The sequence below is a fragment of the Phenylobacterium sp. J426 genome (assembly GCF_024699945.1).
Classification (GTDB): Bacteria; Pseudomonadota; Alphaproteobacteria; order Caulobacterales; family Caulobacteraceae; genus Phenylobacterium.
Genome location: NZ_JAJOMY010000001.1, coordinates 2,870,238 through 2,894,434, shown reverse-complemented (window position 1 = coordinate 2,894,434; position 24,197 = coordinate 2,870,238). Strand labels below are relative to the sequence as shown.

Genomic DNA, 24,197 nt, shown 5'->3' with positions numbered 1-24,197 from the left:
GGCAGAACAAGGGACAGCGAGGGTTGTTCCGGGAAACGACGCGGGGACCCGACGGAACGGCCTACAGCGGGATGTTGTCGTGCTTCTTCCAGGGGTTCTGGAGCTGCTTGCCCTTCAGGCTCTTCAGCGCCCGCACGATCCGGCGGCGCGTGCCGTGCGGCATGATCACGTCGTCGATATAGCCGCGTGAGGCGGCGACGAATGGGTTGGCGAAGCGCGCCTTGTACTCCGCCTCCCGCGCCGCGATGGCGTCGGGATCGCCGATTTCGGCGCGGAAGATGATCTCCACGGCGCCCTTCGAGCCCATCACCGCGATCTCGGCCGTCGGCCAGGCGTAGTTCACGTCGCCGCGGATGTGCTTGGAGCTCATCACGTCATAGGCGCCGCCATAGGCCTTGCGGGTGATGACGGTGATCTTCGGGACGGTGGCCTCGGCGTAGGCGAACAGCAGCTTCGCGCCGTGGCGGATCAGCCCGCCCTGCTCCTGCTTGGTGCCCGGCATGAAGCCCGGCACGTCGACGAAGGTGACGATCGGGATCTCGAAGGCGTCGCAAAAGCGGACGAAGCGAGCGCCCTTGCGTGAGCTGTCGATGTCCAGAACGCCCGCGAGCGTCTGCGGCTGGTTGGCCACGATGCCCACGGTCTGGCCGTCCATGCGGCCGAATCCCACCACGATGTTCTTCGCGAAGTCGGGCGAGATTTCGAAGAAGTCGGCCTCGTCCACGACCTTCAGGATCAGCTCCTTCATGTCGTAGGGCTTGTTCGGGTTTGCGGGCACCAGGGTGTCCAGCGAAGCCTCTGCCCGCTCCGGATCGTCGAAGCTCTGCCGCACCGGCGGCTTCTCACGGTTGGACAGCGGCAGGAAGTCAATCAGCCGGCGGACCTGGGTCAGGGCCTCGAGATCATTCTCGAACGCTCCGTCGGCGACTCCAGACTTCAGCGCGTGGACGCGGTAGCCGCCCAGCTCCTCGTGGCTGACCTCCTCGTGGGTGACGGTCTTCACCACGTCGGGTCCCGTCACGTACATGTAGGACGTGTCCTTCACCATGAAGATGAAGTCGGTGATCGCGGGGGAATAGACGTCGCCGCCGGCGCACGGGCCCATGATTACGCTGATCTGCGGGATGACGCCCGAAGCCAGGGTGTTCTCGAGGAAGATGTCGGCGTAGCCGCCCAGCGCCGCGACGCCCTCCTGGATGCGGGCGCCGCCGGCGTCGAACAGGCCGATGATCGGCGCGCCGACCTTAAGCGCCTGACGTTGGACCTTGAGGATCTTCTCGGCGTGCGCGCTCGACAGCGACCCGCCGAAGACTGTGAAATCCTTCGAGAAGACGTAGACCACGCGGCCGTTGATCGTGCCCCAGCCAGTGACGACGCCATCGCCAGGTATGCGGTTCTTGTCCATCCCGAACTCGGTCACGCGGTGCTCGACGAACATGTCGAACTCTTCGAACGAGCCCTCGTCGAGCAGGAGATCGATGCGTTCGCGGGCCGTCAGCTTGCCCTTGGCGTGCTGGGCGGCGATTCGCTTCTCGCCGCCGCCCTGGCGGGCTTCCTCGCGGCGCTTCTCGAGCTCTTCCAGGATGTGCTTCACGAACGACCCCTATCTACGCCGGCCAAGGCGTAGTCGGGACCATCCGCCCACGCAAGCTCACGCGGGGTGAGCCGCGCGGAAGCTGGTCAGGCGAAGGTGTTGATGCGGAAGAGGTTCGCTGGAGCGCGCGCGTAGGCGGCGGCCTGCAGCAGGGCGAGCCCAGCCTGGCCCTGGCTCACGGTGCGCATGGCGCCGGCTTGAGCCAGGGTGAAGACGCCCGGAGTGTAGAACGCCCCAAAGCCGACCGGCGCGACCGGCGCCGCGGGCTTCCGCCGGTTCTCCGCGCGCTGCGAGAACGGCAGCTCCGACCGTTCGCTCGGCGACGGCGCGCGCAGGCGCTCGAGCACGCCCTCGAGATAGCGCACGGGCGCCGGATCATCGACCACCGCCACGGGCGACGGCTGCACGACAGGGGGCGGCTGCACGACGGGCGGCGGCTGGACGACGGGCGGCTGAACGACCGGCGGCGAAGGGGGCGGGTCGTGGGGCTCCGGCGGCTTGGGCTTCCTGCTCTCCCAGCGCTCGGCCAGCCGTTCGAGAACGCCCCCCAGAACGTCCTCCAGCCGGTCGATGATGTCGCTGGTCGCGCGCCGCTCCTGAACGCGGAGCAGAGCCGCCATGGCGGCCGACGAGAGTTCGGCCTTGTCGCCCACGACACGCCCGGAGGCGTTCTCGACGCGGTTCTCGGTCCCCCGGCCTTCCCGCGCCCCTTCCGCCTTCTTCTGGGTCGTCTCGGAGTTGGACGCGGGCGTTGGGCGCACGGAAGCGACCAGCCACCGGCCGGCGGAGAGATGCTTCGGGCTCGTGACGCTGGACACCACGCCAAACTCCGTGCCGGAGCGGCACAATCGCCATCCGGACGAGCGTTTCGGCGCAAGCCAGGCGCCAGCGCGGAGCGGTTAAGGTTACGCCCTCAGACCGCGAAACCAGCGATCCAGGACGGTCGCCTCCCCGCGGAGCCGGTCGGCGCGCTCCGCGGCCTCGGCGTCGATGCCCCACTTCTCCTCCTGGAAGGCCTCGTCGACTCGGGACAACTCGAACGCTTCCGCCCCGCTGACCCAGCCGCGGAGGAGGGCCGTCGCTAGGACCGTGGAACCGAAGAGAGCGGCGCCGAATGCGAACCCCGCCAACGTGAAATCATCGAGCTCCAGCGCCAGCGCCCGCATGCGGGCAAGCGTTTCCGGCGGCTGATCGCGGTGCACGATCCCTTCGGCTCGGACGAAGATGAGCCCCTCCTCCGCCTCAGCCCGCTCCAGCAGCGGGCCCCACGCCGCGGTCTGTCGGTCGACGAGCGCCGCGGGTGCTTCGGCGAAATAGCAGACCAGGTCCGCGCCCGCGTACTGGGCCATCTGGTCGGCGACGGCGTCCCGGTTGCCCGGAATCGCTTCCAGAGCCGTGTTGGCCAGCCGGTTCGCGTGCATCTTGGCCAACTCCAGGTGCTCGCCCTGAGCCGCCCATTCCTCCGCCACCTGCTCCGCGATCGCCCGGGCGGGAGCGAGGAACACCCGCCCCTTCGGCGTGCGCAGGTTGCGGCTGTCCAACTGGATGCCGAAGCCGCCCTCCGTCGGCGCCACGGCGACATCCTTGTAGAACCGCCTGGGCTTCTCGCCCGGCTCAACGAAACCCTTCACCACCACGTTGCGCTCCTGGATCTCGCCTAACGCCGCCGGCCAAACGGCTCGGGGTCGGCCTCATGCTCGTCGAAGCCGAAACGCTCGAAGCCGGCCTTCATCTCCTTGCCGAGAGGAGCCTCCAGCAGCAGCATCCCGCGCGAGGGATGCGGCAGCACGAGCCGCCGCGCGTGGAGCTGCAGCTTCAGCTCGCCCGAGAGTTCGCCGGACGCCTCGGTCTTGTACTTCGGGTCGCCCAGGATCGGGTGCCCCATGGCCAGCATGTGGGCCCGCAGCTGGTGCGTGCGGCCGGTGTGCGGCCACAGCGCCATCCAGGCCACCTTGTCGGCGGCGCGGGCGAGCGTGACGAACTCGGTCTCGGCGCTCTCAGCGCGCGGATCCTTGGGATCGGCCGGCGCCATCATCTCGCGATCGCCGACGCCTTTCTTGGCCAGCGGCAGATCCAGAACGCCGTCGCCCGGCTTCGGCAGGCCGGCGACCAGGGCCCAGTAGATCTTCTGCGTCTTCCGCTTGGCGAAGGCGCCCGCAAGCTTCGCGGCGGCCGCCGGCGACTTCCCCAGCACCAGGACACCCGAGGTGTCGCGGTCGAGACGGTGGACCAGCCGCGGCCGCTCCATCCCCTCGCCCCAGGCCGAGAGCAGGCCGTCGATGTGGCGGGTGGTCTTGGTGCCGCCCTGCACGGCCAGCCCCGAGGGCTTGTTGAGGGCGAGCACGTCTTCATCCTCGTAGATCACCAGGCTCTTGGCGTAGGCGATGTCCCGCGGGTCGAGCTCACCCTTGGCGCGGGGTGCGGGCGCGTCGGGCAGCGGCGGCACACGCACCTGCGATCCGGCGGTGAGACGGGTGTCGGGCTTGGCGCGGGCGCCGTCAACGCGGATCTGACCTGATCGCGTCAGCTTCTGGAGCTGGATGTGGTTCAAATGCGGCCAGCGCCGCTTGAACCAGCGATCCAGTCGCACCCCGTCCTCGGCCTTGTCCACCCAGAGCGTCTTCACCTCCTTCATGCGAACACCCGGCGGGCGAGCATCAGGCCGGCGAAGAGCGCCGCGACCGAGAGCACGCACGATCCCAGGCCGTAAGCGAAGGCCTGGCCGAAGGCCCGGCGTTCAATCATCAGCGCGACCTCAAGCGAGTAGGCGGAGAAGGTCGTGAATCCGCCGAGGACGCCCACGCCGAGTAGCAGCCGCCAGGTCTCGCCACCCGGCCCCCGATAAGCCAGGACGCCTGCCAGCATGCCCATCAGGAAACCGCCGAGGACATTTGCCGCGAGGGTGCCGGCAGGCCACGCCGACCCGAACAATCGGAGGGTCTGGGCGCCCAGAAGATAGCGCGCCACGGCGCCGGCCGCGCCGCCGGCCCCGACGAGCAGGAGAGCTTGCATGCGCCCTTATGCGACGGGCGCGGGCGCGACGGAAGACTCTGCTCCTAAGCCCGCGGCGCCGAGGTTCTGGCGCAGCGACCGCGCGTCGTAGGTGTCTCGGTCTCGCGGTCGCTCGCCGCGGCCCATCATCACCTCCAGCGTGACCTGCGCCGAAGGGCCACCGCCGAGATTGAAACTGGTGCCGAGGCCGACGCCGACACTGGAGCGTCGGCCGAAGTCCGCGCCGCCGACGCCGACCCCAAGCCGGGGCCCGCTGTCGCCGCGGCCCTGCATGAAGCGGGCGGTGACCCGGAACCAGTCATAGCCGTTCGCAAGGGCAAGGTCCGCCGCCCGCAGCAGGGCCAGATCGCTAACGTACTGCGGCGAGGCGCCAGGCCCTCCCTGGAAGGTGACCCGGAACCGGTCGTTCTCGATCCTGTAGTCGGAGTAGCCGACGGCGCTCGGCGTCGCAGCCGGCTGATAGAGGGTCGGTTGAGTGGCGCAGGCGGCGAGCGAGAGGCTGGCCAGCGCGGGAAGGATCAGGCGTTTCATCTTCGGGCCTCTAGGGGCGAAAAGCTTGGCGGTTCAGCTGCTTGTAAGGCCAAACAGATGAACGGCGGCCGACGTTCCGTACCGGCTCAGCCGAGCTCCAGCGCGCGGATCAGGGCGATCATGTCTGCGGGCGGCTCGGCCTCGAGCCGCTTCATCCCGCCTCCGGGATGCGGGAACACCAACGCCCGGGCATGCAGCATCAGGCGCGGGACGGCCTGGCCTTGCACCATGAGGGCGCCGCCATAGCGGGCGTCACCAGCGATCGGCCGGGCGATGGCGGCCAGGTGTACGCGGAGCTGATGCATGCGACCGGTTTCAGGCTGAAGCTCCAGCAGCGCGGCGCCGTCCGCCGCCTTCAGCGTCCGATAGCGCGACGTCGCCGGCTCCGCGTCCGGATGGTCGGGCGCGCAGACCCGCATGAAGGCCTCTCGGCCTTGCTCGTCGCGGCGGAGAGGCAGGTCGATCACGCCTTTCGGGGGTTCCGGAGCTCCGGGCGTGACAATGGCCTGGTAGGCCTTCGAGAACGAGCGTTTCATCAAGGCCTTGCCGAGGAAACCTGCGGCCGGCTTTGTCTTGGCGGTGAGGATCACGCCGGAAGTGTCGCGGTCCAGCCGGTGGATGAGCCGCGGCCGCGCCTTGCCCGGCTTGGCGAAGGCCCACAAGAGCTCGTCCAGGGTGTTCACCTGGCCGCGCCCGCCCTGGCTGGACAGGCCTGGCGGCTTGTTCAGCGCCAGGATTTCGGCGTCTTCGTAGAGGATGAGACTCCGGACGAGGGCGACCTCGCCCGGGGTCAGATTTACAGGCTTCTGCGGCTTCACCCCGCCATCTAGCGGAGGACGCCCCGCTTCGTCATCGTCCACGCGTACCAGGCGAAGAACAGACAGCCGACGAGGATCACCCCGTTCATGATCATCACGGTCTGCCCCATGATCTGGACGCCGTCGGTCAGGACGTAGGTGTAGACGAGGCTGACGAGGAATGCGGCCAACGAGGCCACGAACACATGCAGCGCCCATTTGCGCCGCAGAAGCAGCAGGATCGCGCCGAGCACCCCGCCCCAGACGCCGATCGCCCATACCGCCATCATCCAGCTCGGCATGGCGTTGAAGTGGGAGATCTGAGCGTCCGTCATGCCCATCTGGCGCATGTAGGCCTCGCCCTGGATGTTGGTGCTGAGATAGTCGAAGGCCGCGAACCCATTCCAGAGCAGGCCGACGAGACCCACCAGCCAAAGGTGCCAGGGCGTCCGAGTTGCAGGGGTATCCATAGTGGCCGTCATTGTCGCTCCCTCCCAAGAGTGTGCAGGAAGCCTATGCCCGGCCATTCGGAATAACAATGATCGGCGATTACCCGCCGCGCTGGTCCCGGCCGCGTCGAAGCGTGGCCCAACGTTCCAGTCGCTCCTTGACGCGCGCCTCGGAGCCCTCCCCGCGCGGCCGATAGAACTGTCGTCGTTCCATGCCCTCCGGGAAGTAGTCCTGACCTGAGAAGCCTTCGGCCGTGTCGTGGTCGTAGGCATACCCCTTGCCGTAGCCGAGATCCTTCATCAACCGCGTGGGCGCGTTGAGGATATGACTGGGCGGCGTCAACGAGCCAGTCTCCTTGGCCGCCCGCATCGCTTCCTTGTAGGCGACATAGACCGCGTTCGACTTCGGTGCGGCCGCCAGGTGCACCACCAGCTGGGCCAGTGCGAGTTCGCCCTCCGGCGACCCGAGGAAGTCGTAAGTGTCCTTGGCGGCGTTCGCCAGGACCAACGACATGGGATCGGCCTCGCCGATATCCTCTGCGGCGGCGCGGACGAGGCGGCGGGCGATGAACAGCGGGTCTTCGCCCCCCTGGATCATCCGCGCCAGCCAATAGAGCGCCGCGTCGGGGTCGGAGCCCCGGATCGACTTATGCAGCGCCGATATGAGGTTGTAGTGCTCCTCGCGATCCTTGTCGTAGGCCGGGCTGCGCTTCTGCAGGATCTGGCCGAGTTCCTTGGTCGACAGGGGCTTGGCTGACGCGATGTTGAACAGCGTCTCCGACAGCGTCAGCAGATAACGGCCGTCGCCGTCAGCCAGGGCGACGAGCGCCAAGCGGGCTTCGGGCTCTAGCGGTAGCGGCCGCTTTTCATGCTCCTCCGCCTTGGCCAGGAGGGCTTCCAGCGCCTCCTCGTCCAGACGCTTCAGGACGTAGACCTGACAACGGGACAGGAGCGCGCCGTTCAGTTCGAACGAAGGGTTCTCTGTAGTGGCCCCGACGAGGGTGACGATCCCCTCCTCAACGAACGGGAGGAAGCCGTCCTGCTGGGCCCGGTTGAAACGGTGAATCTCGTCCACGAACAGCAAGGTCGCCTGGCCAGCGAGGCGCCGCTGCCGCGCCTGTTCGAACGCCTTCTTCAGGTCAGCGACGCCCGAGAAGACGGCCGACAACTGCATGAACTCGTAGCCCGCTTCCTTGGCCAGCAGGCGGGCGATCGTCGTCTTGCCGGTGCCCGGCGGCCCCCAAAGGATCATCGACGACAGCCGCCGGGCATCGGCCATGCGCCCGATCGGCCCCTCCCGACCGAGGAGGTGGTCCTGGCCAACCACCTCGTCCAGCCGTTGGGGGCGCAGTCGGTCGGCCAGCGGCGACGGCTGCTGAGGCGTCAGGCCCGCGGCTTCGAAGAGATCAGCCATGACGACCGGCTTAGCACAGCGGGCTCAGAAGTTGGCGGTGATCGTCTGGCCGTTGCGCTCGAGCACGATCTGCCAACCCCGGCCCGGCGTCTCCAGCGCCGCATTCAGATCACGGACGCTTTCGATGCGGCGGCCGTTCACCGAGCGGATCAGATCACCTGGCCGAAAGCCCGCGCTGACCGCGAAGCCCCGGCCGACGGCCGAGATCAGCGCGCCCGGCCCGAGGAACGGGTCCAGGCCCAGCTCGTCGGCGACGGCCGGCGAAAGATTGATCACGGTCGCGCCGTTCAGCGGGTTCTGCCCCTCGATGGTCCGCTGGTCGCGGGCCGGAGTGGCGGGGGCGCCTCGGCGCGGACGTTCAGTGTCTGCTCCCGGCCAGCCTCACGCCGGACTGCAAGCTGGACGGTTTCGCCTGGCCGCTTGGTGGCGAACACATAGTTCAGGCTGGCGGCGTCCACGACCGGGCCCGTCGGCGGCGCTGATCACGTCGCCCTGGCGCAGGCCTGCACGCGCGGCGGGACTGTTCGGCCAGATGTCGGCCACCAAGGCGCCTTGTGGCAGCGGCAGGCCCAGGGATCGCGCGATCTCGGAGGTGACGCTCTGGGTCCGCGCGCCGAGCCAGGGGCGGACCACAGCGCGGCCCCCGCCCACGGCTGTGTCGACCACTCGCCGCACCACGGCGGCGGGCACGGCAAAGCCAACGCCCGACGACGTGCCGGAGCGCGACAGGATGAAGCTGTTCACGCCGATCAAGTCGCCATCCATGTCCACGAGCGCCCCGCCGGAATTACCGGGATTGATGGCCGCATCGGTCTGAATATAGGCCCCCGCGCCCTCGCCGGAATCCGTGGTGCGGTTCAGCGCCGAGACGATGCCGTTGGTCACGGTCTGGCCGACGCCGAAGGGGTCCCCGATCGCCAACACCAGATCGCCGACCTGGATGTCCCCGGAGTCGTCGATCGGCAAGACTGGCAGCCGCTCGCCGGCCGGAACCTCGATCTTCAGCACGGCGAGGTCGGTACGCGGGTCGGCAAGCAGGATGCGGGCGGGGAACTCCCGACGATCGGCGAGCGCCACCGTGATCTCCTGCCCGCCTTCGACCACGTGGTTGTTGGTTACGATCACCCCATCGGCGCGGACGATGACGCCGGAGCCCAGGGAGCCTTGAATGCGGGCGCGAGGCGCGCCAAGGCCAAAGAGCTGCCAGAAGGGATCGGTCTGCTGACGCACCAGCCGTTTTGCGGAGATGTTGACGACCGCCGGCGCGGCGCGGCTGACGACCGGCGCGAACGAGCTCTTCATCGCCACGACATTGGCGGGCGGCGCTCGGTTCGGCGGGGCCAGCCCTTGAGCGGCGGCGGATTGAGCAAGAAAGGCCGCCAGGACGGCCGAAGAGGCAAGAACGCGGACAGCGCGCATAGGGTCTCCGGAAAGACGGTCAACCAGCGGAAATCGCCCGAGATTTCAGGCGCAAAAATGGCGAAGGCTCAAGCCGCCTGGACGGCGGGCTCGCGCCTCCGGGCGGTGGCCAGCGCCAGCAGGAACGCCGCCGCCATGAGCGCGGAAGCGACGTAGATCGCCAGGCCCGGAACGTGGAAGCCCTGGTGCCGCAGCGACCACGCGAAGGTTTCGCCGAAAATTACTGGTCCAAAGATCGACGCCAAGCCCATCAGGCTCTGATTGGCGCCCTGGAGCTGACCCTGCTGCTGTGGCGCAACCCGCTGCGTCATGAGCCCTTGCAGGCCAGGCATGATCAAACCGGTGAAGGCGAAGACCGGAATGCCGACGAGATAGAGGCTGCCGGTCGGCGCGCCGCCATACCACGCGAAGGCGACGGCCCCGGCGAGGGTGCCGATCAGCACGGCGTTGCGCTCACCCACGGCTTTCACGACGGGGCCGACCAGGAAGGTCTGTACAATGACCCCGGAAACGCCCGTCGCCAGGAAGATCGAGCCCAGGACCTTGGGCGTCCAGCCGTAACGATAGCCGAGGTAGAGGACGAAGATCGTGGGCAGGACCACGTGGGCGAGCTGGAATAGGAAACCCACGCCGGCCAGCGGCAACAGCCCCCGCTGGGACCGCAACAGGGCGAGCGAGCCGAGTGGATTGGCCTTTCGCCACTCAGATCGCGTTGCACGCCGCTCCACAGGCAGGCTCTCCGGCAGGATGAGGAAGCCATATAGCCAGTTCACGAAGGTCAGGGCGGCCGCGGCGATGAACGGCAGGCGCAGGTCCACCTCGCCCAGCCATCCGCCGATGAAGGGGCCGAAGATGAAGCCGAAGCTGAAGGCAGAACTCATCCACCCGAAGACCTTGGCCCGCTCTGTGGGTGGTGTGACGTCGGCCAGGTAGGCGTTGGCGGTCGAGAAGCTTGCCGCCGTCATCCCGTTCAGGATGCGCCCCAGGAACAGCCACCAGAGACTGGGCGCGAAGGCCATGAAAAGGAAATCCACCGCCAAGCCGAACAGCGAGATCAGCAGCACCGGGCGGCGCCCCCACCGATCCGCCATCAACCCCAGGATCGGACCGCAGACGAACTGCAACAGACCCCAGGTGGCGCCGAACACGAGGTTCCACTCCGACGCCGCGGCGGTGTCGCCGCCGGTGAACTCCTTGATCAGGTTGGGCAGGATGGGGATCATGATCCCGAACGAGACCGAGTTCATCAGCGCCAGCGCGAAGATGAAGCCGAAGCTGGCTCTGCGGCCGCTCGCCGACGCTGTGATCATAGTTCTCCCCAGCCCCCCAGGATGAAATGCGCCACGCGGCCGCGCAACGGCGTTACGACAGCCGATCCACGACCGCCTGCAACTGATCGCGCCACCACTCGGCCAGCCGCATCTGCAGGGCCTGATCCGGGAAGCCGTGACGGGCCACATGCCCGGCCGGCACCTGCGTGAAGCCACGATGCTCGATACTGACCCGGGTCTCGGCTCCCGCCGCCTCGAAGCTGACCTCCACCTCGGTTACGAGGTCAGGTGGGAAGCTGGCCTGGCGCCAGGAGAAGACCAACCGGCGCGGCGGCTCCCAAAGTCGAATGCGCCCGACCTCGAAGACCTTTCCGGTCTCCAAGGTCTCGATAAGCCGACCGCCCTCCCCCGGCTCGAAGGCCAGGCGTCCCGGGGCTCTGGGCGTCGTCTGGAAGAGGCCGTTCGGCCGCCACCACTCGCCGATCTCCTCCACGAAGGCCGCGAAGGCGCGTTCGGGCGTCGCCTTCACGCGCAGCGCGACGAAGACCCGCGAGCTCATGCCTCCTTCTCCACGTGGGCCTTGAACGCCGCCAGTTGGCTGCTCCAGAGCCGCTCGCTCTCTTCCAGCCAGCGCAGCAGATGGACCATGGGCTCGGGCCTCAACGCATAGATCCGGACCCGGGCGTCGAAGTCCGGGTGGGATTCCTCCACCAATCCGCCCGCGCGTAGCGCCTTCAGGTGCCGGCTCATGGCGGGCGCGGTGACGCCGAGCTCACGCGCCAGTTCACCCGCCGCCCGCGGCCGCTCCGTCAGCAGATCGATGACGCGCCGACGATGCGGATCGGCCAGCGCCGCGAGCGTCCGATCCACGCCGGCGCTCACAGCCATCCGTCGATCTTCAGCCCGCTGGCGGCCTCCGCCTCCTCGCGGCTGACGGGCCGAACCGTCTGGCCCACGGTCCAGAAGTGGCCTTCCGGATCGCGGCAGCGGTAGGTGCGGTCGCCATAGAACTGGTCGGCGGGCTCCATCAGGATCTCGAACCCTGCGGCCCTGGCGCGCTCACAGTGGGCGTCGATGTCTTCGGCCACATGGATATGGACGGTCTGGGTGTTCTTGCCGCCTAGGGACGCGGGGCTCTTATGGTCGTCGGTCCATTCAGTCCCGATCATGATCAGGCTGTCCCCGCTGCGCATCTCGGAGTGCGCCAGGTTGCCTTCGCCATCCTCGATGAGCATCACGAGCTCGAAGCCGAAGGCTGCTTCCAGGAACTCCAGCGCCGCCTTGGGATCGCGATAGCAGAGGGCGGATGTCAGGGTGCTGCGATCGGCCATCGGCCATCTCCTTCCGCATTTTTGTAATAGTTATCAGATTATGCAATTATCTGCCAATAGCAAAGGGCCCCGGACATCGCTGTCCGGGGCCCTGCTGATAAATGCGTCGCTGTGGCTTAGGCCTCGAAGCCGGCCTCGGCCACCGGGCCAGAATCCTTGCCCTTCTCGGCAGGATCACGGTCCACGAACTCGATGACCGCCATCGGGGCGTTGTCGCCATGACGGTAACCGGCCTTCAGGACGCGGATGTAGCCGCCATTGCGTTCCGCGTAGCGCGGGCCGAGGACCGAGAACAGCTTGCCGACCTGCTCGACGTCGCGGACGTGGCTGATGGCCTGACGGCGGGCGTGCAGGTCGCCGCGCTTGGCGAGCGTCACAAGCTTCTCGACGAAGGGACGCAGTTCCTTCGCCTTCGGCAGGGTGGTCACGATCTGCTCGTGCTTGATCAGGCTGGCCGACATGTTCGCGAACATGGCGGTGCGGTGGGCGGTCGTACGACCCAGTTTGCGGTGGGCTTTACCGTGACGCATTTCGTATCTCCTGGGCTTCCCTGCCCGCTTACCTGACCAATCCCAGCCTGGCTCCCGCCTGGGTCATCACGAAGCGCCGGGGCCCTCCACCGCTGTTGCGGCTTCGCGGGGCCCGGACCGCCCTCCCAGAAGGGAGCTGGGCGGTCCCGAGCGAGCGCGGTAGTCGATTACATCTGGTCTTCGAACTTCTTCGCCAGCTCTTCGATGTTCTCCGGCGGCCAGTTCGGCACGTCCATGCCGAGGTGCAGCCCCATGCCCGCCAGCACTTCCTTGATCTCGTTCAGAGACTTCCGGCCGAAGTTCGGCGTCCGGAGCATCTCGGCTTCCGTCTTCTGGATCAGATCGCCGATGTAGACGATGTTGTCGTTCTTCAGGCAGTTGGCCGAACGGACCGACAGTTCGAGCTCGTCGACCTTCTTCAGGAGCGCCGGGTTGAACGGCAGTTCCGGCTTGGCCTCGCCCTCGACCTTCTTCTTCGGCTCTTCGAAGGTGATGAAGATCTGCAGCTGGTCCTGGAGGATGCGCGCGGCGTACGCCACGGCGTCGACGGGGCTGACCGCGCCGTTGGTCTCCACTTCCATGATCAGCTTGTCGTAGTCGAGGCTCTGGCCCTGGCGGGTCGGCTCGACGCGATAGGCGACGCGCTTCACCGGCGAGAACAGGCTGTCGACGGCGATCAGGCCGATGGGAGCATCTTCCGGACGATTCATTTCGGCCGGGACGTAGCCCTTACCGGTCTGGACAGTGAATTCCATACGGACCTGGGCGCCGTCGTCCAGCGTGCAGAGCACATGGTCGCCGTTCAGGATCTCGATGTCGGCCGGAGCCTCGATCTGGCTGGCGGTCACGGCGCCGGGGCCGGTGGCGCGGAGCGTCATGCGCTTCGGCCCCTCGGCATGCATCCGCAGCGCCAGTTGCTTGATGTTCAGGACGATGTCGACGACGTCCTCACGCACGCCTTCCAGCGAGGAGAACTCGTGGACCACGCCGTCAATCTGGACGGCGGTCACGGCCGCGCCTTGCAAAGACGACAGCAGGACTCGGCGCAGGCTGTTGCCGAGCGTCACCCCAAAGCCGCGCTCGAGGGGCTCGGCCACCAGACGCGCCTTGCGGCTCGCGTCGGCGCCGGTCTCGATCTGCGGCTTCTCGGGACGGATAAGCTCGTTCCAGTTTCTTTCGATCACAGGGTGTCCCTCGGAACGCAGGATCGCCGGCCGCAAACGCGGTCCGGCGCCTTGAATTGCAGTACGATGTTACTCAGACCCGACGGCGCTTCGGCGGACGGCAGCCGTTGTGCGGAATCGGGGTCACATCGCGGATGGTGGTGATCGTCATGCCGACCGCCTGCAGGGCCCGCAGCGCCGACTCGCGGCCCGAACCCGGACCCGAGACGTTCACTTCCAGGGTGCGCACGCCGTGTTCGGCGGCCTTGCGGCCCGCGTCCTCGGCCGCCATCTGGGCGGCGTAGGGCGTCGACTTCCGCGAGCCTTTGAAGCCCATCAGCCCGGCGCTCGACCAGGAGATGGTGTTCCCCTGGGCGTCGGTGATCGTCACCATCGTGTTGTTGAACGAAGCATTCACGTGGGCGACGCCCGACGTGATGTTCTTGCGCTCGCGGCGTTTGACGCGCGCCGGTTCCTTGGCCATCGGAGCTAGACTCTCTTACTTCTTCTTGCCGGCGATCGGCTTGGCCGGGCCCTTGCGGGTCCGGGCGTTGGTGTGCGTGCGCTGACCGCGGACCGGCAGGCCCTTGCGGTGACGCAGGCCGCGGTAGCAGGCCAGGTCCATCAGGCGCTTGATGTTGACCGCAGTCTCGCGACGCAGGTCGCCTTCGACCATGTAGTCGCGGTCGATCGTCTCGCGGATCTGCAGCACCTCCTGGTCGGTCAGCTGATTGACGCGCCGGGCGTCTTCGATGCCGACCTTGCTGACGATCTCGCGGGCCTTCGCCGCGCCGATGCCATGGATGTACTGCAGCGCGATGATGACGCGCTTGTTGGTGGGAATGTTGACGCCAGCGATACGGGCCACGTGGGAAGATCTCCTGATCACGCAAGAGAAGCGCGAACGGCGCCCCGGCCCCTTGCTGCCATAGGCATAGGCCGGCGCGTCCTTCGCGCTCTTTCGCGGAAGCGCTTCGTTATAGGGATCGGCGCGTCTCCGTCAATGGCGGAAACGCCCAAAAGTGAACGATTTCCTGCGCACGCAAGGGGTTCGCCCCTTCCCGCGCTGGATAGCGTCGTCCCCGAGGAATTAACCCCGGGATGGTTAAGGAAAGCATGCGTCGCGCAGGCTGGCAACTTGGCCATGCCTGCGGCGTAAACGGCCGCCGGGAGGCGACGGCGCAAAATCACGCCCGCGCCAGCGCTGCGTCGATGGCCGCGGCGACGCTCGCGATCGAGCCCATCCCGTCCACTTCCACCAGCTTGCCCTGGCCCTCGTAGTACGGCAGCAGCGGCGCGGTCTGGGCGTTATATGCGCCGAGGCGCACCTTGAAGCTCTCGGGATTGTCGTCCGGCCGGCCCGATTCGGCGTAGCGGCCGGCGATGCGCTGGGTCAGCACTTCGTCGTCGACCTTCAGGCGCACGACGAGGTCGATCTGACGGCCTCGCCCCTCAAGCATCACGTCGAGCGCCTGGGCCTGCGCCAGCGTGCGCGGGAAGCCGTCGAAGATCGCGCCGCCAGCGGCCTCGGCCTCGGGCAGCCGGCTTTCGATCAGCTCGATGACGATCTCGTCCGACACCAGCTCGCCGCGCTGCATGATGCCCTCGACGCGCTTGCCGAGGTCCGAGCCCGACGCGATCGCGGCGCGCAGCATGTCGCCCGTCGAGAGCTGGACCATGTTCCGCTCTTCGACCAGGCGCTTGGCCTGGGTGCCCTTGCCCGCCGCCGGCGGTCCGAACAGGATCAGGTTCATCGGCTGCTGCCCTCCCCTCGCCGGCGCTCTTGGCGGCGCCGACGGCTCTCCCCGAACTCTAGATCTAGCGCTGCCGGCCGCCGCGCAGCTTCGACTTCTTGATCAGCCCCTCATACTGGTGCGCCAGCAGGTGCGACTGGATCTGAGCCACCGTGTCCATGGTGACGCTGACCACGATCAGCAGGCTCGTGCCGCCCATGTAGAACTGCACGTTGTAGAAGCCGATCATGGCCTCCGGCAGCAGGCAGACGAGAGTGATGTAGGCGGCGCCGATCACCGTCAGTCGGGTCAACACGAAGTCGAGGTACTCGGCTGTACGCTTGCCGGGACGGATGCCCGGCAGGAAGCCGCCATACTTCCGCAGGTTCTCCGCGGTGTCCTCGGGATTGAAGACGATCGACGTGTAGAAGAAGCAGAAGAAGATGATCAGGGCGCCATAGAGCACCATGAACAGCGGACGGCCGTGCTGGAGCTGGCCCGTAAGGCCAGGCAGCCACTGCATGTAGTCCGGCAGGTTGGCCTGGGCCGCGAAGCCCATCACCGTCGTGGGCAGCAGCAGCAGCGACGAGGCGAAGATGGGCGGGATGACGCCGGCGGTGTTGATCTTCAGCGGCAGGAACGAGGTGTCGCCGCCGAACATGCGGTTACCCATCTGGCGCTTGGGATACTGCACCAGCAGGCGGCGCTGCGAGCGCTCCATGAAGACGATCGCCACGGTCACGCCGATCACCAGGACGGCGATCATAAGGAGCGCGCCGCCGCTCATGGCGCCGGTGCGCGCCATCTCGAACGCCTGGGCGATATAGCGCGGCAGGACCGCGACGATGCCCGCGAAAATGATCAGGCTGATGCCGTTGCCTACGCCGCGGCTGGTGATCTGCTCGCCCAGCCACATCAGGAACATGGTGCCGCCGGTCAGGGTCACGACCGTTGAGACCACGAAGAACAGACCCGGATTCTCGACCAGACCCGGGCTCTGGGACAGGCCCATGGCGATCCCGAACGACTGGAACAGCGCCAGCACGACCGTCAGGTAGCGCGTGTACTGGTTGAGCTGCTTTCGGCCCGCCTCGCCGCCTTCCTTCCGCAGCTTCTCCCACGGCGGGTAAACTGAGCCCAGGAGCTGAACGATGATCGAGGCCGAGATGTACGGCATCACGTTCAGGGCGAAGAGCGCCATCCGCTCCACGGCGCCGCCCGAGAACATGTTGAACATGCCCAGGATGCCCTGGGCCTGGCCCTGGAACGCCTGCTGCAGGGCGGCGGCGTCGATCCCGGGGATCGGGATGTAACAGCCCGCCCTGTAGACGATCATCGCCAGAAGAGTGAACCAGATGCGCTTGTGAAGTTCGGTGGCCTTCGCGAAGGCCCCGAAGTTCATGTTGGCGGCGAGCTGTTCGGCGGCCGAAGCCATTCAGCGTATCCCCTGACTCGTAGTCACGCTCACATAGGACGCGCCGGCCGCGATAGCGAGGCCGGCGACGTCACGATGAGTCTTAGGCTTCCGCCGAAGCGTCAGCGGGGGCTTCCACCTTGGTGGTGGTGAGCTTGCCGCCGGCCTTCTCGACGGCCGCGCGGGCCGAGGCCGTGGCCGAATAGACGGTCAGGTCGAGCTTCGACTTCAGCTCGCCCTTGCCAAGCAGCTTCACGCCGTCCTTCGCGCGGCGGATCACGCCGGCCTTCACGAGCGCCTCGGCGTCGATCGCGCCCTTGGCGTCGAGCTTGCCGGCGGCGATCGCCTGCTCGATCCGCCACAGGTTCACCTCGGCGAAGTCCTTGCGGTTGAGGCTGTTGAAGCCGCGCTTGGGCATGCGCATGTGCAGCGGCATCTGACCGCCTTCGAAGCCCGCGATCGACACACCGGTGCGCGCCTTCTGACCCTTCACGCCGCGACCGGCGGTCTTGCCCCTTGCCCGAGCCCGGGCCACGGCCGACGCGCATGCGGTTCTTGGTGGAGCCTTCACGCGGGGCGAGTTCGTTGAGCTTGGTCATATGCCTCTCCTTGGAGATCTGACGCCGGGGCCGTGCCCCGACTCGGCTGATGAAAACAGGTCGGCCAAAACGCCGACGGGCGAGGCTCTCGCCTCGCCCTTGAGGTCCGTGCCTATGGCACGAAACCGATGGCTATTCCACCACCTCGACGAGGTGGGCCACCTTGGCGACCATGCCGCGGACGGCCGGGGTGTCTTCCAGGGTGGAAACGCGGCCCACGCGGTTCAGGCCGAGGCCGATGAGCGTGGCGCGCTGGTCCTTGGTCCGGCGGATCGGGCTGCCGGTCTGACGAACTTTGATCTGGGCCATGACTTAACCTTCCGCATCCGCGGCGGGTTGAGCCGCCGACGCGCCATCGGCGCGGCGGCCGATCACGTCGGAGACCTTCTTGCCGCGCTTGGCGGCGACCTGGCGGGGCGAGGACTGGGCCTTCAGCGCCTCGAAGGTCGCGCGCACCATGTTGTAGGGGTTCGACGAGCCGGTCGACTTGCCCACGACGTCCTGGACGCCAAGGGTTTCGAGCACCGCACGCATCGGACCGCCGGCGATGACGCCGGTGCCGGGAGGCGCCGCGCGGACCATCACCTTGCCCGCGCCCCAACGGCCGTCGCCGTCGTGGTGCAGGGTGCGGCTCTCGCGGAGCGGCACGCGGATCATCGACTTCTTGGCCTCTTCGGTCGCCTTACGGATGGCTTCCGGCACTTCGCGCGCCTTGCCGTGACCGAAGCCCACGCGGCCCTTCTGATCACCGACCACCATCAGGGCGGCGAACGAGAAGCGACGACCACCTTTCACGGTGGCGGCGACGCGGTTGATGTGGACCAGCTTCTCGACGAGTTCGCTGTCGCGCTCTTCCTCGTTCCGATTGCGACGATCGCCGCGCTGTTCGTCTCTGCGAGCCATGATCGTTCCTTAGAAATTCAGGCCGGCTTCGCGCGCGGCGTCGGCCAGGGCCTTCACCCGGCCGTGGTACAGATAGCCGCCACGGTCGAAAACGACGTCCTTGACGCCCTTCTCGATGGCGCGCTGCGCCACGAGGGCGCCTACGCGGGCTGCGGCGTCCTTGTCGGCGCCCTTTTCCTTCTTCTCGCCTTCCAGCGAGGAGGCGGCCGCGAGCGTCACGCCGTTCTCATCATCGATGACCTGGGCGTAGATGTTCTTGGACGACCGGAAGACGGACAGGCGCGGACGGCCGTTCGCCACCTTCTTGAGGTGCGTGCGGACGCGCTGGGCGCGGCGCTTGGTGGAATCGCGGGGAGAGAGCGCCATGGCTTACTTCTTCTTGCCTTCCTTGCGCCGGACCTTCTCGCCCGCATACCGCACGCCCTTGCCCTTGTAGGGTTCCGGCGGACGGATGCGGCGGATCCGGGCGGCGGTTTCGCCGACCAGCTGCTTGTCGATGCCCGAGATCTTGATCTCGGTCTGCTTCGGGGTCGCGAAGCTGATGCCTTGCGGAGCCGGAATGTCCACGTCGTGGGAGAAGCCGAGCTGCATCGAAAGGGCCTGGCCCTTCATCGCAGCGCGGTAGCCCACGCCCACGAGCTCGAGGGTCTCCTCATAGCCTTGGGTGACACCCGTGACCATGTTGCTCACCAGCGTGCGCGAAAGGCCCCACATCGCTTGCGCGCGCGTGGTGTCCTGACGCTTTGTCAGCAGGAGCTCGGAGCCTTCCTGGCGGACTTCGATCTCTTCGGCCACGGTCCAGGCGAGTTGGCCCTTGGGCCCCTTCACCGTCACCGTCTGGCCGTCGATGGTCACTGTCACCCCGCTGGGGACCGCGACCGCCTTCTTACCGATACGAGACATCTTAGTAGACCCGGCAGAGGACTTCGCCGCCAACGTTGGCCTCGCGGGCCGCGTTGTCCGACATGACGCCCTTCGGCGTCGACAGGATCGAGATCCCGAGGCCGTTCTTCACGGGCTTCAGGTCCTTGATCGACGAATAGACGCGACGGCCGGGCTTCGAGACGCGGCTGATCTCCACGATGACCGGCTGGCCGTCGAAGTACTTCAGCTCGATCTCGAACTCCGGGAAGGCGCCGGGCTTTTCCACCAGGTGGTAGCCGCGGATGTAGCCTTCCTCGGTCAGGACATCGAGGACGCGCGCGCGCATCTTCGACGCCGGCGTCGAGAGCTTGGACCGGCCGCGCGAGGCGGCGTTCTTGATGCGGGCGATCAGATCGCCGATGGGGTCGTTGACCATCTGAGGACCCTCCTACCAGCTCGACTTGACGAGGCCGGGGATCAGACCGTGGGAGCCGAGCTCCCGCAGCGAGATCCGGCTCATCTTCAGCTTGCGGTAATAGGCGCGCGGGCGGCCCGTCACTTCGCAGCGGTTGCGGATGCGGACTTTCGCCGAGTTGCGCGGCAGTTCGGCAAGCTTCAGGCGGGCTTCGAAACGTTCTTCGAGCGGGAGGCTCTCGTTGTTCGCGATCTCCTTCAGCGCCTGGCGCTTGGCGGAGTATTGCTTGACGAGCTTCTTGACCCGTTCGTTGCGGTTGACGGCGCTTTTCTTGGCCATGTGATTACCCCTGCCCCGCTTGAACGAACGGGAACTGGAATTCCCGGAGAAGCTCGCGAGCCTCGTCGTCGGTCTTCGCGGTGGTGGTGACGATGATGTCCATGCCCCAGATCTGGTCGATCTGGTCGTAGTTGATCTCCGGGAACACGATGTGCTCCTTCAGACCCATGGCGTAGTTGCCGCGACCGTCGAACGACGTGGGCTTCAGGCCCCGGAAGTCCTTCACGCGCGGCAGCGCGATGGTGATCAGACGGTCGAGGAACTCGTACATCTGGTCCTTGCGCAGCGTGACCTTGCAGCCGACCGTCATGCCTTCGCGCAGCTTGAAGCCGGCGATCGAAGTCCGGGCCTTGGTCGGCACCGGCTTCTGACCGGCGATCTTCGCCAGGTCCGCCATGGCCGAGTTGATCTTCTTGGAGTCGGCGACAGCTTCGCCCACACCCATGTTGATCACGATCTTCTCGAGCTTCGGGATCTGCATCTCGTTCGTGTAGCCGAAGCGTTCCTTCAGCGACTTGCGGATGCGCTCGCGGTACTCGGTCTTGAGCCGCGGTTCGTAAGCTTGATCAGCCATTGATCACCTCGCCGGTCGTCTTGGCGATACGCACCTTCTTGTCGCCGTCCACGCGGAAGCCGACGCGGGTCGGCTTGCCCTTGGAGTCGACCAGAGCCACGTTCGACAGGTGGATCGGCGCTTCCTTGTTCTTGATCCCGCCCTGGGGATCCGTCTGCGAGGGGCGCGTGTGCCGCTGGACGATGTTGATACCCTCGACCAGGACGCGTTGCTCCTGCGGGAACACCTTGGTGACCGCACCCTGGCGGCCCTTGTCCTTGCCGGCGAGGACCACGACCCGGTCCCCCTTCTTGATCTTCGCGGCCATTACAGCACCTCAGGCGCGAGCGAGATGATCTTCATGTGGTTCTTCGCGCGCAGTTCACGGGGAACCGGGCCAAAGATCCGCGTGCCGATCGGCTCGGATTGCTTGTTGACGATCACGGCCGCGTTCTTGTCGAAGCGGATCATCGAGCCGTCTTTACGCTTGATGCCCTGGCTGGTGCGCACGACGATGGCCTGCAGCACATCGCCCTTCTTCACGCGGCCGCGCGGAATCGCCTCCTTCACGGAGACGACGATCTTGTCACCGACGCCGGCATAACGGCGCTTCGCGCCGCCCAGCACCTTGATGCACATGACCCGGCGGGCGCCGGAATTGTCGGCGACGTCCAGGTTAGTTTGCATCTGGATCATAGGTCTCGATCCTTACGCTTGGGCCGCGCCGCCCTTAGGCAGCACTTCCCAGGTTTTGAGCTTCGACTTGGGCGCGCATTCGATGATGCGGGCGACCTCGCCGACCTTGTAGGTGTTCGCCTCGTCGTGGGCGTGGTACTTCTTCGACCGGCGAACGGTCTTCTTCAGCACCGGGTGCAGGAAGGTCCGCTCGACCTTCACCACGACCGTCTTGTCGCCCTTGTCCGAGACGACGACGCCTTCGAGAATTCGTTTCGGCATTTACGTCAGTCTCCTCAGGCCTGAGCCTGCTTGGCGCGCAGAACGGTCTGGATCCGCGCAATGTCCTTGCGCAGCTCGTTCACGCGGTGGGTCTTCTCGAGCTGACCCGTCGCCTTCTGGAAGCGCAGGTTGAACTGCTCCTTCTTCAGGGACACGAGCTGCTCGTTCAGCTGGTCGGCCGTCAGGCCGCGAACTTCGTCGATCTTCATCACGCGTGCTCCACGGCGGCGTCGATGCGGGTGACGATGCGCGTCTTGACCGGAAGCTTGGCCGCGCCGAGGCGCAGAGCTTCGCGGGCGACGTCATCCGGCACGCCGTCGATTTCGAACATGATCCGGCCAGGGTGGACGCGGGCGGCCCAGTACTCGACCGAACCCTTGCCCGAGCCCATCCGGACTTCCGCCGGCTTGCCGGTCACCGGCACGTCGGGGAACACCCGGATCCACACTCGGCCTTGGCGCTTCATCTGGCGGGTGATCGCGCGGCGGGCCGCTTCGATCTGACGCGCCGTGATGCGCTCGGGCTCCATCGACTTCAGGCCGTAGGAGCCGAAGTTCAGCGTGAACCCGCCCTTGGCCGTGCCGTGGATGCGGCCCTTGAACTGCTTACGATACTTGGTCTTCTTCGGAGACAGCATGGTTCAGGTCCTTAGGCGTTCGCCGATTCACGGCGATCGCGACGGGGGCCACGATCCGGACGGTCGCCACGTTCACGGCCGCCACCCTCGCCGGCCGGGCCGCTTTCGCCAGCCAGGCGCTTGTCGAGAGCCATCGGGTCGTGCTCGAGCACCTCGCCCTTGAACACCCACACCTTCACGCCGATCACGCCGTAGGTGGTCTTGGCCTCGGTGAAGCCGTAGTCCACGTCGGCGCGCAGGGTGTGCAGCGGCACGCGGCCTTCGCGATACCACTCCATGCGGGCGATTTCGGCGCCGCCGAGGCGGCCCGAGACGTTGATCCGGACGCCCTTGGCGCCCAGGCGCATCGCCGACTGCATCGAGCGCTTCATCGCGCGGCGGAAGGCCACGCGGCGTTCGAGCTGCTGGGCGATGTTCTCGGCCACCAGCTGGGCGTCGGTTTCCGGCTTGCGGATCTCGACGATGTTCAGGTGAACCTCGCCGTCCGTCATCGCCGCCACGTCCTTGCGCAGCTTCTCGATGTCCGCGCCCTTCTTGCCGATGATCACGCCGGGGCGCGCGGCATAGATGGTGATGCGGCACTTCTTGTGCGGACGCTCGATGATGATCCGCGACACGCCAGCCTGATACAGGCGCTTCTTCAGCGCGCGACGGACCTTGATGTCTTCGTGCAGCAGCCGGCCGTACTCCGGGCCATCCGCGAACCAGCGGCTGTCCCAGGTGCGGTTGATGCCGAGGCGCAGCCCGACGGGATTGATCTTCTGACCCATTAGGCGGCCTCACCTTGCTCGCGGACCACGATGGTGATCTCGCTGAACGGCTTCTCGATACGCGAGGCGCGACCCCGCGCACGGGCGTGGAAGCGCTTCATGATCAGGTTCTTGCCCACGAAGGCCTCGGCCACGACCAGGTTGTCGATGTCGAGGTTGTGGTTGTTCTCGGCGTTCGAGATGGCCGAGTAGAGCGCCTTGCGCACATCGTTGGCGATGCGCTTGGGGCTGAACTCCAGCTCGTTGAGGGCGCGCTGAACCTTGAGGCCGCGGATCGACTGGGCCACCAGGTTGAGCTTGCGCGGGCTGGTGCGGAGGGTCCGCACCTTGGCCATCGCCTCTGCGCCGGTAAGACGGCGGGCTTTTGCTTGCTTGGCCATCTTACTTCCTCTTGGCCTTCTTGTCGGCGGCGTGGCCGGGGAAGAAGCGGGTCGGCGCGAACTCGCCGAACTTCATCCCGACCATGTCTTCCGAAACCAGCACCGGAACGTGCTTCTGACCGTTGTGCACGCCGAACGTCAGACCCACGAACTGGGGCATGATGGTCGAGCGGCGCGACCAGGTCTTGATCACGTCCTTGCGGCCCGAGGACTGCGCGGCCTCGGCCTTCTTGAGCAGGTACCCGTCGACGAACGGGCCTTTCCAGACGGAGCGGGTCATCGGTTAGCGAGCCTTCCGAGCGTGGCGCGAGCGGATGATGAACTTGTCCGTCGCCTTGTTCTTGCGGGTCTTCCGGCCCTTGGTGGGCTGGCCCCACGGGGTGACCGGGTGACGGCCGCCCGAGGTGCGGCCTTCGCCGCCGCCGTGCGGGTGGTCGATCGGGTTCATGGCGACGCCGCGGACGTGCGGACGACGGCCCTTGTGACGCGAGCGGCCGGCCTTGCCGAGGCTCTCGTTCATATGGTCCGGGTTCGACACGGCGCCGACGGTGGCCATGCAGCTGTCCTGCACCATGCGCAGCTCGCCCGAGTTCAGGCGGATCTGGGCGTAGCCGGCGTCACGGCCGACCAGCTGGGCGTAGGCGCCGGCCGAACGGGCGACCTGCCCGCCCTTCATCGGCTTCAGCTCGACGTTGTGGATGATGGTGCCGATCGGCATGCCGCGCAGCGGCATGGCGTTGCCGGGCTTCACATCCGCCTTTTCCGAGGCCACGACCTGGTCGCCGACCTTCAGGCGCTGCGGAGCCAGGATGTACGCCAGCTCGCCGTCCTCGTACTTCACCAGAGCGATGAAGGCCGAACGGTTCGGGTCGTACTCGAGACGCTCGACCGTGGCGGGCACGTCGAACTTGCGGCGCTTGAAGTCGATGATGCGGTACAGGCGCTTGGCGCCGCCGCCGCGGAAGCGGACGGCGACACGGCCGTTGCCGCCGCGGCCGCCCGACTTCGTCAGGCCTTCCACGAGCGACTTTTCCGGCCGGCCCTTGTGGAGCTCGGACTTGTCGACCAGCACCAGCTGGCGACGACCCGGCGAGGTCGGATTGAATTGCTTCAGAGCCATCG

The 24,197-nt window shown here is 66.9% G+C and carries 35 protein-coding genes and 2 pseudogenes; all 37 read right to left on the bottom strand.

The annotated features are described in order from the left end of the window. Positions 1–61 precede the first annotated feature (61 nt). On the bottom strand, positions 62–1,594 hold the full coding sequence (locus LRS10_RS15260; RefSeq protein ID WP_257838021.1) for an acyl-CoA carboxylase subunit beta: 1,533 nt from the start codon (positions 1,592–1,594) through the stop codon (positions 62–64). Between the two features lie 86 nt (positions 1,595–1,680). After that, positions 1,681–2,412, bottom strand: coding sequence for a hypothetical protein (locus LRS10_RS15255; protein WP_257838020.1), 732 nt, complete (start codon positions 2,410–2,412; stop codon positions 1,681–1,683). 87 nt (positions 2,413–2,499) lie between these two features. After that, positions 2,500–3,225: an ATP12 family protein gene (locus LRS10_RS15250; RefSeq protein WP_308237965.1), complete on the bottom strand. Its 726-nt coding sequence runs from the start codon at positions 3,223–3,225 to the stop codon at positions 2,500–2,502. Between the two features lie 26 nt (positions 3,226–3,251). After that, on the bottom strand, positions 3,252–4,229 hold the full coding sequence (locus tag LRS10_RS15245; protein ID WP_257838019.1) for an RluA family pseudouridine synthase: 978 nt from the start codon (positions 4,227–4,229) through the stop codon (positions 3,252–3,254). After that, on the bottom strand, positions 4,226–4,606 hold the full coding sequence (crcB, locus tag LRS10_RS15240; protein WP_257838018.1) for a fluoride efflux transporter CrcB: 381 nt from the start codon (positions 4,604–4,606) through the stop codon (positions 4,226–4,228). The genes LRS10_RS15245 and crcB overlap by 4 nt, the downstream gene beginning before the upstream one ends. A gap of 6 nt (positions 4,607–4,612) precedes the next feature. After that, complete coding sequence (locus tag LRS10_RS15235; protein ID WP_257838017.1) at positions 4,613–5,137, bottom strand: hypothetical protein; 525 nt, start codon at positions 5,135–5,137, stop codon at positions 4,613–4,615. 86 nt (positions 5,138–5,223) lie between these two features. After that, on the bottom strand, positions 5,224–5,955 hold the full coding sequence (locus LRS10_RS15230) for an RluA family pseudouridine synthase (RefSeq protein ID WP_257838016.1): 732 nt from the start codon (positions 5,953–5,955) through the stop codon (positions 5,224–5,226). An 8-nt stretch (positions 5,956–5,963) separates the two neighbouring features. Beyond that, a complete protein-coding gene (locus LRS10_RS15225; RefSeq protein WP_257838015.1) occupies positions 5,964–6,416 on the bottom strand; it encodes a hypothetical protein in 453 nt (150 codons plus the stop codon). A gap of 67 nt (positions 6,417–6,483) precedes the next feature. Continuing rightward, the gene (locus tag LRS10_RS15220) at positions 6,484–7,797 is read right to left on the bottom strand and encodes a replication-associated recombination protein A (RefSeq protein ID WP_257838014.1); all 1,314 of its coding nucleotides are present in this window, start codon (positions 7,795–7,797) and stop codon (positions 6,484–6,486) included. Positions 7,798–7,821: 24 nt separating this feature from the next. After that, positions 7,822–9,216 (bottom strand): annotated as a pseudogene (locus LRS10_RS15215) (Do family serine endopeptidase). Positions 9,217–9,284: 68 nt separating this feature from the next. Further along, positions 9,285–10,526 (bottom strand): TCR/Tet family MFS transporter, encoded by a 1,242-nt coding sequence (locus LRS10_RS15210; RefSeq protein WP_257838013.1) that lies wholly within the window; start codon positions 10,524–10,526, stop codon positions 9,285–9,287. A 52-nt stretch (positions 10,527–10,578) separates the two neighbouring features. Next, the gene (locus LRS10_RS15205; protein ID WP_257838012.1) at positions 10,579–11,046 is read right to left on the bottom strand and encodes an SRPBCC domain-containing protein; all 468 of its coding nucleotides are present in this window, start codon (positions 11,044–11,046) and stop codon (positions 10,579–10,581) included. Beyond that, complete coding sequence (locus LRS10_RS15200) at positions 11,043–11,369, bottom strand: helix-turn-helix transcriptional regulator (protein ID WP_257839179.1); 327 nt, start codon at positions 11,367–11,369, stop codon at positions 11,043–11,045. The genes LRS10_RS15205 and LRS10_RS15200 overlap by 4 nt, the downstream gene beginning before the upstream one ends. Beyond that, positions 11,366–11,818, bottom strand: coding sequence for a glyoxalase/bleomycin resistance/extradiol dioxygenase family protein (locus LRS10_RS15195; protein ID WP_257838011.1), 453 nt, complete (start codon positions 11,816–11,818; stop codon positions 11,366–11,368). The genes LRS10_RS15200 and LRS10_RS15195 overlap by 4 nt, the downstream gene beginning before the upstream one ends. Before the next feature lie 116 nt (positions 11,819–11,934). Further along, positions 11,935–12,348 (bottom strand): 50S ribosomal protein L17, encoded by a 414-nt coding sequence (gene rplQ, locus LRS10_RS15190; RefSeq protein WP_257838010.1) that lies wholly within the window; start codon positions 12,346–12,348, stop codon positions 11,935–11,937. 167 nt (positions 12,349–12,515) lie between these two features. Further along, positions 12,516–13,532: a DNA-directed RNA polymerase subunit alpha gene (locus LRS10_RS15185; RefSeq protein ID WP_257838009.1), complete on the bottom strand. Its 1,017-nt coding sequence runs from the start codon at positions 13,530–13,532 to the stop codon at positions 12,516–12,518. A gap of 73 nt (positions 13,533–13,605) precedes the next feature. Continuing rightward, positions 13,606–13,995 (bottom strand): 30S ribosomal protein S11, encoded by a 390-nt coding sequence (gene rpsK / locus LRS10_RS15180; RefSeq protein ID WP_012521811.1) that lies wholly within the window; start codon positions 13,993–13,995, stop codon positions 13,606–13,608. A gap of 15 nt (positions 13,996–14,010) precedes the next feature. Continuing rightward, positions 14,011–14,379: a 30S ribosomal protein S13 gene (gene rpsM, locus LRS10_RS15175; protein WP_257838008.1), complete on the bottom strand. Its 369-nt coding sequence runs from the start codon at positions 14,377–14,379 to the stop codon at positions 14,011–14,013. 319 nt (positions 14,380–14,698) lie between these two features. Then, positions 14,699–15,265: an adenylate kinase gene (locus tag LRS10_RS15170; RefSeq protein ID WP_257838007.1), complete on the bottom strand. Its 567-nt coding sequence runs from the start codon at positions 15,263–15,265 to the stop codon at positions 14,699–14,701. A 64-nt stretch (positions 15,266–15,329) separates the two neighbouring features. Further along, a complete protein-coding gene (gene secY, locus LRS10_RS15165; RefSeq protein ID WP_257838006.1) occupies positions 15,330–16,679 on the bottom strand; it encodes a preprotein translocase subunit SecY in 1,350 nt (449 codons plus the stop codon). An 82-nt stretch (positions 16,680–16,761) separates the two neighbouring features. Then, positions 16,762–17,257 (bottom strand): annotated as a pseudogene (gene rplO, locus LRS10_RS15160) (50S ribosomal protein L15). Positions 17,258–17,389: 132 nt separating this feature from the next. Further along, the gene (gene rpmD, locus LRS10_RS15155) at positions 17,390–17,566 is read right to left on the bottom strand and encodes a 50S ribosomal protein L30 (protein WP_257838005.1); all 177 of its coding nucleotides are present in this window, start codon (positions 17,564–17,566) and stop codon (positions 17,390–17,392) included. A gap of 3 nt (positions 17,567–17,569) precedes the next feature. Next, a complete protein-coding gene (rpsE, locus tag LRS10_RS15150) occupies positions 17,570–18,160 on the bottom strand; it encodes a 30S ribosomal protein S5 (RefSeq protein ID WP_257838004.1) in 591 nt (196 codons plus the stop codon). Between the two features lie 9 nt (positions 18,161–18,169). After that, positions 18,170–18,526 carry a 50S ribosomal protein L18 gene (rplR, locus tag LRS10_RS15145; RefSeq protein WP_257838003.1) on the bottom strand — a complete coding sequence of 119 codons (357 nt, stop codon included), beginning with the start codon at positions 18,524–18,526 and terminating at the stop codon, positions 18,170–18,172. Between the two features lie 3 nt (positions 18,527–18,529). Continuing rightward, on the bottom strand, positions 18,530–19,063 hold the full coding sequence (gene rplF, locus LRS10_RS15140) for a 50S ribosomal protein L6 (RefSeq protein ID WP_257838002.1): 534 nt from the start codon (positions 19,061–19,063) through the stop codon (positions 18,530–18,532). A 1-nt stretch (position 19,064) separates the two neighbouring features. Next, positions 19,065–19,460, bottom strand: a complete 396-nt coding sequence (gene rpsH / locus LRS10_RS15135; protein WP_257838001.1) for a 30S ribosomal protein S8 — start codon at positions 19,458–19,460, stop codon at positions 19,065–19,067. Between the two features lie 12 nt (positions 19,461–19,472). Next, positions 19,473–19,778, bottom strand: a complete 306-nt coding sequence (gene rpsN, locus LRS10_RS15130) for a 30S ribosomal protein S14 (RefSeq protein WP_257838000.1) — start codon at positions 19,776–19,778, stop codon at positions 19,473–19,475. Positions 19,779–19,782: 4 nt separating this feature from the next. After that, positions 19,783–20,352 carry a 50S ribosomal protein L5 gene (gene rplE, locus LRS10_RS15125; protein ID WP_257837999.1) on the bottom strand — a complete coding sequence of 190 codons (570 nt, stop codon included), beginning with the start codon at positions 20,350–20,352 and terminating at the stop codon, positions 19,783–19,785. Further along, positions 20,345–20,659, bottom strand: a complete 315-nt coding sequence (gene rplX / locus LRS10_RS15120) for a 50S ribosomal protein L24 (protein WP_257837998.1) — start codon at positions 20,657–20,659, stop codon at positions 20,345–20,347. The genes rplE and rplX overlap by 8 nt, the downstream gene beginning before the upstream one ends. Then, positions 20,659–21,027 carry a 50S ribosomal protein L14 gene (gene rplN, locus LRS10_RS15115; RefSeq protein ID WP_257837997.1) on the bottom strand — a complete coding sequence of 123 codons (369 nt, stop codon included), beginning with the start codon at positions 21,025–21,027 and terminating at the stop codon, positions 20,659–20,661. The genes rplX and rplN overlap by 1 nt, the downstream gene beginning before the upstream one ends. Positions 21,028–21,039: 12 nt before the next feature. Further along, the gene (gene rpsQ, locus LRS10_RS15110; protein ID WP_012521797.1) at positions 21,040–21,288 is read right to left on the bottom strand and encodes a 30S ribosomal protein S17; all 249 of its coding nucleotides are present in this window, start codon (positions 21,286–21,288) and stop codon (positions 21,040–21,042) included. 14 nt (positions 21,289–21,302) lie between these two features. After that, positions 21,303–21,497 (bottom strand): 50S ribosomal protein L29, encoded by a 195-nt coding sequence (gene rpmC / locus LRS10_RS15105; RefSeq protein ID WP_257837996.1) that lies wholly within the window; start codon positions 21,495–21,497, stop codon positions 21,303–21,305. Then, a complete protein-coding gene (gene rplP, locus LRS10_RS15100) occupies positions 21,497–21,925 on the bottom strand; it encodes a 50S ribosomal protein L16 (RefSeq protein WP_012521795.1) in 429 nt (142 codons plus the stop codon). The genes rpmC and rplP overlap by 1 nt, the downstream gene beginning before the upstream one ends. Before the next feature lie 11 nt (positions 21,926–21,936). Beyond that, the gene (gene rpsC / locus LRS10_RS15095; RefSeq protein WP_257837995.1) at positions 21,937–22,695 is read right to left on the bottom strand and encodes a 30S ribosomal protein S3; all 759 of its coding nucleotides are present in this window, start codon (positions 22,693–22,695) and stop codon (positions 21,937–21,939) included. Continuing rightward, positions 22,695–23,075: a 50S ribosomal protein L22 gene (rplV, locus tag LRS10_RS15090; RefSeq protein WP_257837994.1), complete on the bottom strand. Its 381-nt coding sequence runs from the start codon at positions 23,073–23,075 to the stop codon at positions 22,695–22,697. Before rplV ends, rpsC begins: the two co-directional genes overlap by 1 nt. Before the next feature lies 1 nt (position 23,076). Next, the gene (rpsS, locus tag LRS10_RS15085; protein ID WP_257837993.1) at positions 23,077–23,355 is read right to left on the bottom strand and encodes a 30S ribosomal protein S19; all 279 of its coding nucleotides are present in this window, start codon (positions 23,353–23,355) and stop codon (positions 23,077–23,079) included. Positions 23,356–23,358: 3 nt separating this feature from the next. Beyond that, positions 23,359–24,195, bottom strand: a complete 837-nt coding sequence (gene rplB, locus LRS10_RS15080; protein ID WP_257837992.1) for a 50S ribosomal protein L2 — start codon at positions 24,193–24,195, stop codon at positions 23,359–23,361. Between the last annotated feature and the right edge of the window lie 2 nt (positions 24,196–24,197).

What these genes read in the sequence shown, in the direction of transcription:
- rplF (WP_257838002.1), bottom strand. Translation starts at nt 19,063, where the DNA reads ATGTCTCGTATCGGTAAGAAGGCGGTCGCGGTCCCCAGCGGGGTGACA.
- LRS10_RS15220 (WP_257838014.1), bottom strand. Translation starts at nt 7,797, where the DNA reads ATGGCTGATCTCTTCGAAGCCGCGGGCCTGACGCCTCAGCAGCCGTCG.
- rpsC (WP_257837995.1), bottom strand. Translation starts at nt 22,695, where the DNA reads ATGGGTCAGAAGATCAATCCCGTCGGGCTGCGCCTCGGCATCAACCGC.
- LRS10_RS15235 (WP_257838017.1), bottom strand. Translation starts at nt 5,137, where the DNA reads ATGAAACGCCTGATCCTTCCCGCGCTGGCCAGCCTCTCGCTCGCCGCC.
- rplX (WP_257837998.1), bottom strand. Translation starts at nt 20,659, where the DNA reads ATGGCCGCGAAGATCAAGAAGGGGGACCGGGTCGTGGTCCTCGCCGGC.
- crcB (WP_257838018.1), bottom strand. Translation starts at nt 4,606, where the DNA reads ATGCAAGCTCTCCTGCTCGTCGGGGCCGGCGGCGCGGCCGGCGCCGTG.
- rpsK (WP_012521811.1), bottom strand. Translation starts at nt 13,995, where the DNA reads ATGGCCAAGGAACCGGCGCGCGTCAAACGCCGCGAGCGCAAGAACATC.
- rplB (WP_257837992.1), bottom strand. Translation starts at nt 24,195, where the DNA reads ATGGCTCTGAAGCAATTCAATCCGACCTCGCCGGGTCGTCGCCAGCTG.
- rpsH (WP_257838001.1), bottom strand. Translation starts at nt 19,460, where the DNA reads ATGGTCAACGACCCCATCGGCGATCTGATCGCCCGCATCAAGAACGCC.
- rplR (WP_257838003.1), bottom strand. Translation starts at nt 18,526, where the DNA reads ATGGCGCTCTCTCCCCGCGATTCCACCAAGCGCCGCGCCCAGCGCGTC.
- rplQ (WP_257838010.1), bottom strand. Translation starts at nt 12,348, where the DNA reads ATGCGTCACGGTAAAGCCCACCGCAAACTGGGTCGTACGACCGCCCAC.
- LRS10_RS15225 (WP_257838015.1), bottom strand. Translation starts at nt 6,416, where the DNA reads ATGACGGCCACTATGGATACCCCTGCAACTCGGACGCCCTGGCACCTT.
- rplN (WP_257837997.1), bottom strand. Translation starts at nt 21,027, where the DNA reads ATGATCCAGATGCAAACTAACCTGGACGTCGCCGACAATTCCGGCGCC.
- rpsS (WP_257837993.1), bottom strand. Translation starts at nt 23,355, where the DNA reads ATGACCCGCTCCGTCTGGAAAGGCCCGTTCGTCGACGGGTACCTGCTC.
- LRS10_RS15245 (WP_257838019.1), bottom strand. Translation starts at nt 4,229, where the DNA reads ATGAAGGAGGTGAAGACGCTCTGGGTGGACAAGGCCGAGGACGGGGTG.
- rpmC (WP_257837996.1), bottom strand. Translation starts at nt 21,497, where the DNA reads ATGAAGATCGACGAAGTTCGCGGCCTGACGGCCGACCAGCTGAACGAG.
- rpsQ (WP_012521797.1), bottom strand. Translation starts at nt 21,288, where the DNA reads ATGCCGAAACGAATTCTCGAAGGCGTCGTCGTCTCGGACAAGGGCGAC.
- rplE (WP_257837999.1), bottom strand. Translation starts at nt 20,352, where the DNA reads ATGGCTGATCAAGCTTACGAACCGCGGCTCAAGACCGAGTACCGCGAG.
- LRS10_RS15195 (WP_257838011.1), bottom strand. Translation starts at nt 11,818, where the DNA reads ATGGCCGATCGCAGCACCCTGACATCCGCCCTCTGCTATCGCGATCCC.
- LRS10_RS15210 (WP_257838013.1), bottom strand. Translation starts at nt 10,526, where the DNA reads ATGATCACAGCGTCGGCGAGCGGCCGCAGAGCCAGCTTCGGCTTCATC.
- secY (WP_257838006.1), bottom strand. Translation starts at nt 16,679, where the DNA reads ATGGCTTCGGCCGCCGAACAGCTCGCCGCCAACATGAACTTCGGGGCC.
- LRS10_RS15170 (WP_257838007.1), bottom strand. Translation starts at nt 15,265, where the DNA reads ATGAACCTGATCCTGTTCGGACCGCCGGCGGCGGGCAAGGGCACCCAG.
- LRS10_RS15205 (WP_257838012.1), bottom strand. Translation starts at nt 11,046, where the DNA reads ATGAGCTCGCGGGTCTTCGTCGCGCTGCGCGTGAAGGCGACGCCCGAA.
- rplP (WP_012521795.1), bottom strand. Translation starts at nt 21,925, where the DNA reads ATGCTGTCTCCGAAGAAGACCAAGTATCGTAAGCAGTTCAAGGGCCGC.
- rpmD (WP_257838005.1), bottom strand. Translation starts at nt 17,566, where the DNA reads ATGGCCCAGATCAAAGTTCGTCAGACCGGCAGCCCGATCCGCCGGACC.
- rpsE (WP_257838004.1), bottom strand. Translation starts at nt 18,160, where the DNA reads ATGGCTCGCAGAGACGAACAGCGCGGCGATCGTCGCAATCGGAACGAG.
- rplV (WP_257837994.1), bottom strand. Translation starts at nt 23,075, where the DNA reads ATGGCCAAGCAAGCAAAAGCCCGCCGTCTTACCGGCGCAGAGGCGATG.
- rpsN (WP_257838000.1), bottom strand. Translation starts at nt 19,778, where the DNA reads ATGGCCAAGAAAAGCGCCGTCAACCGCAACGAACGGGTCAAGAAGCTC.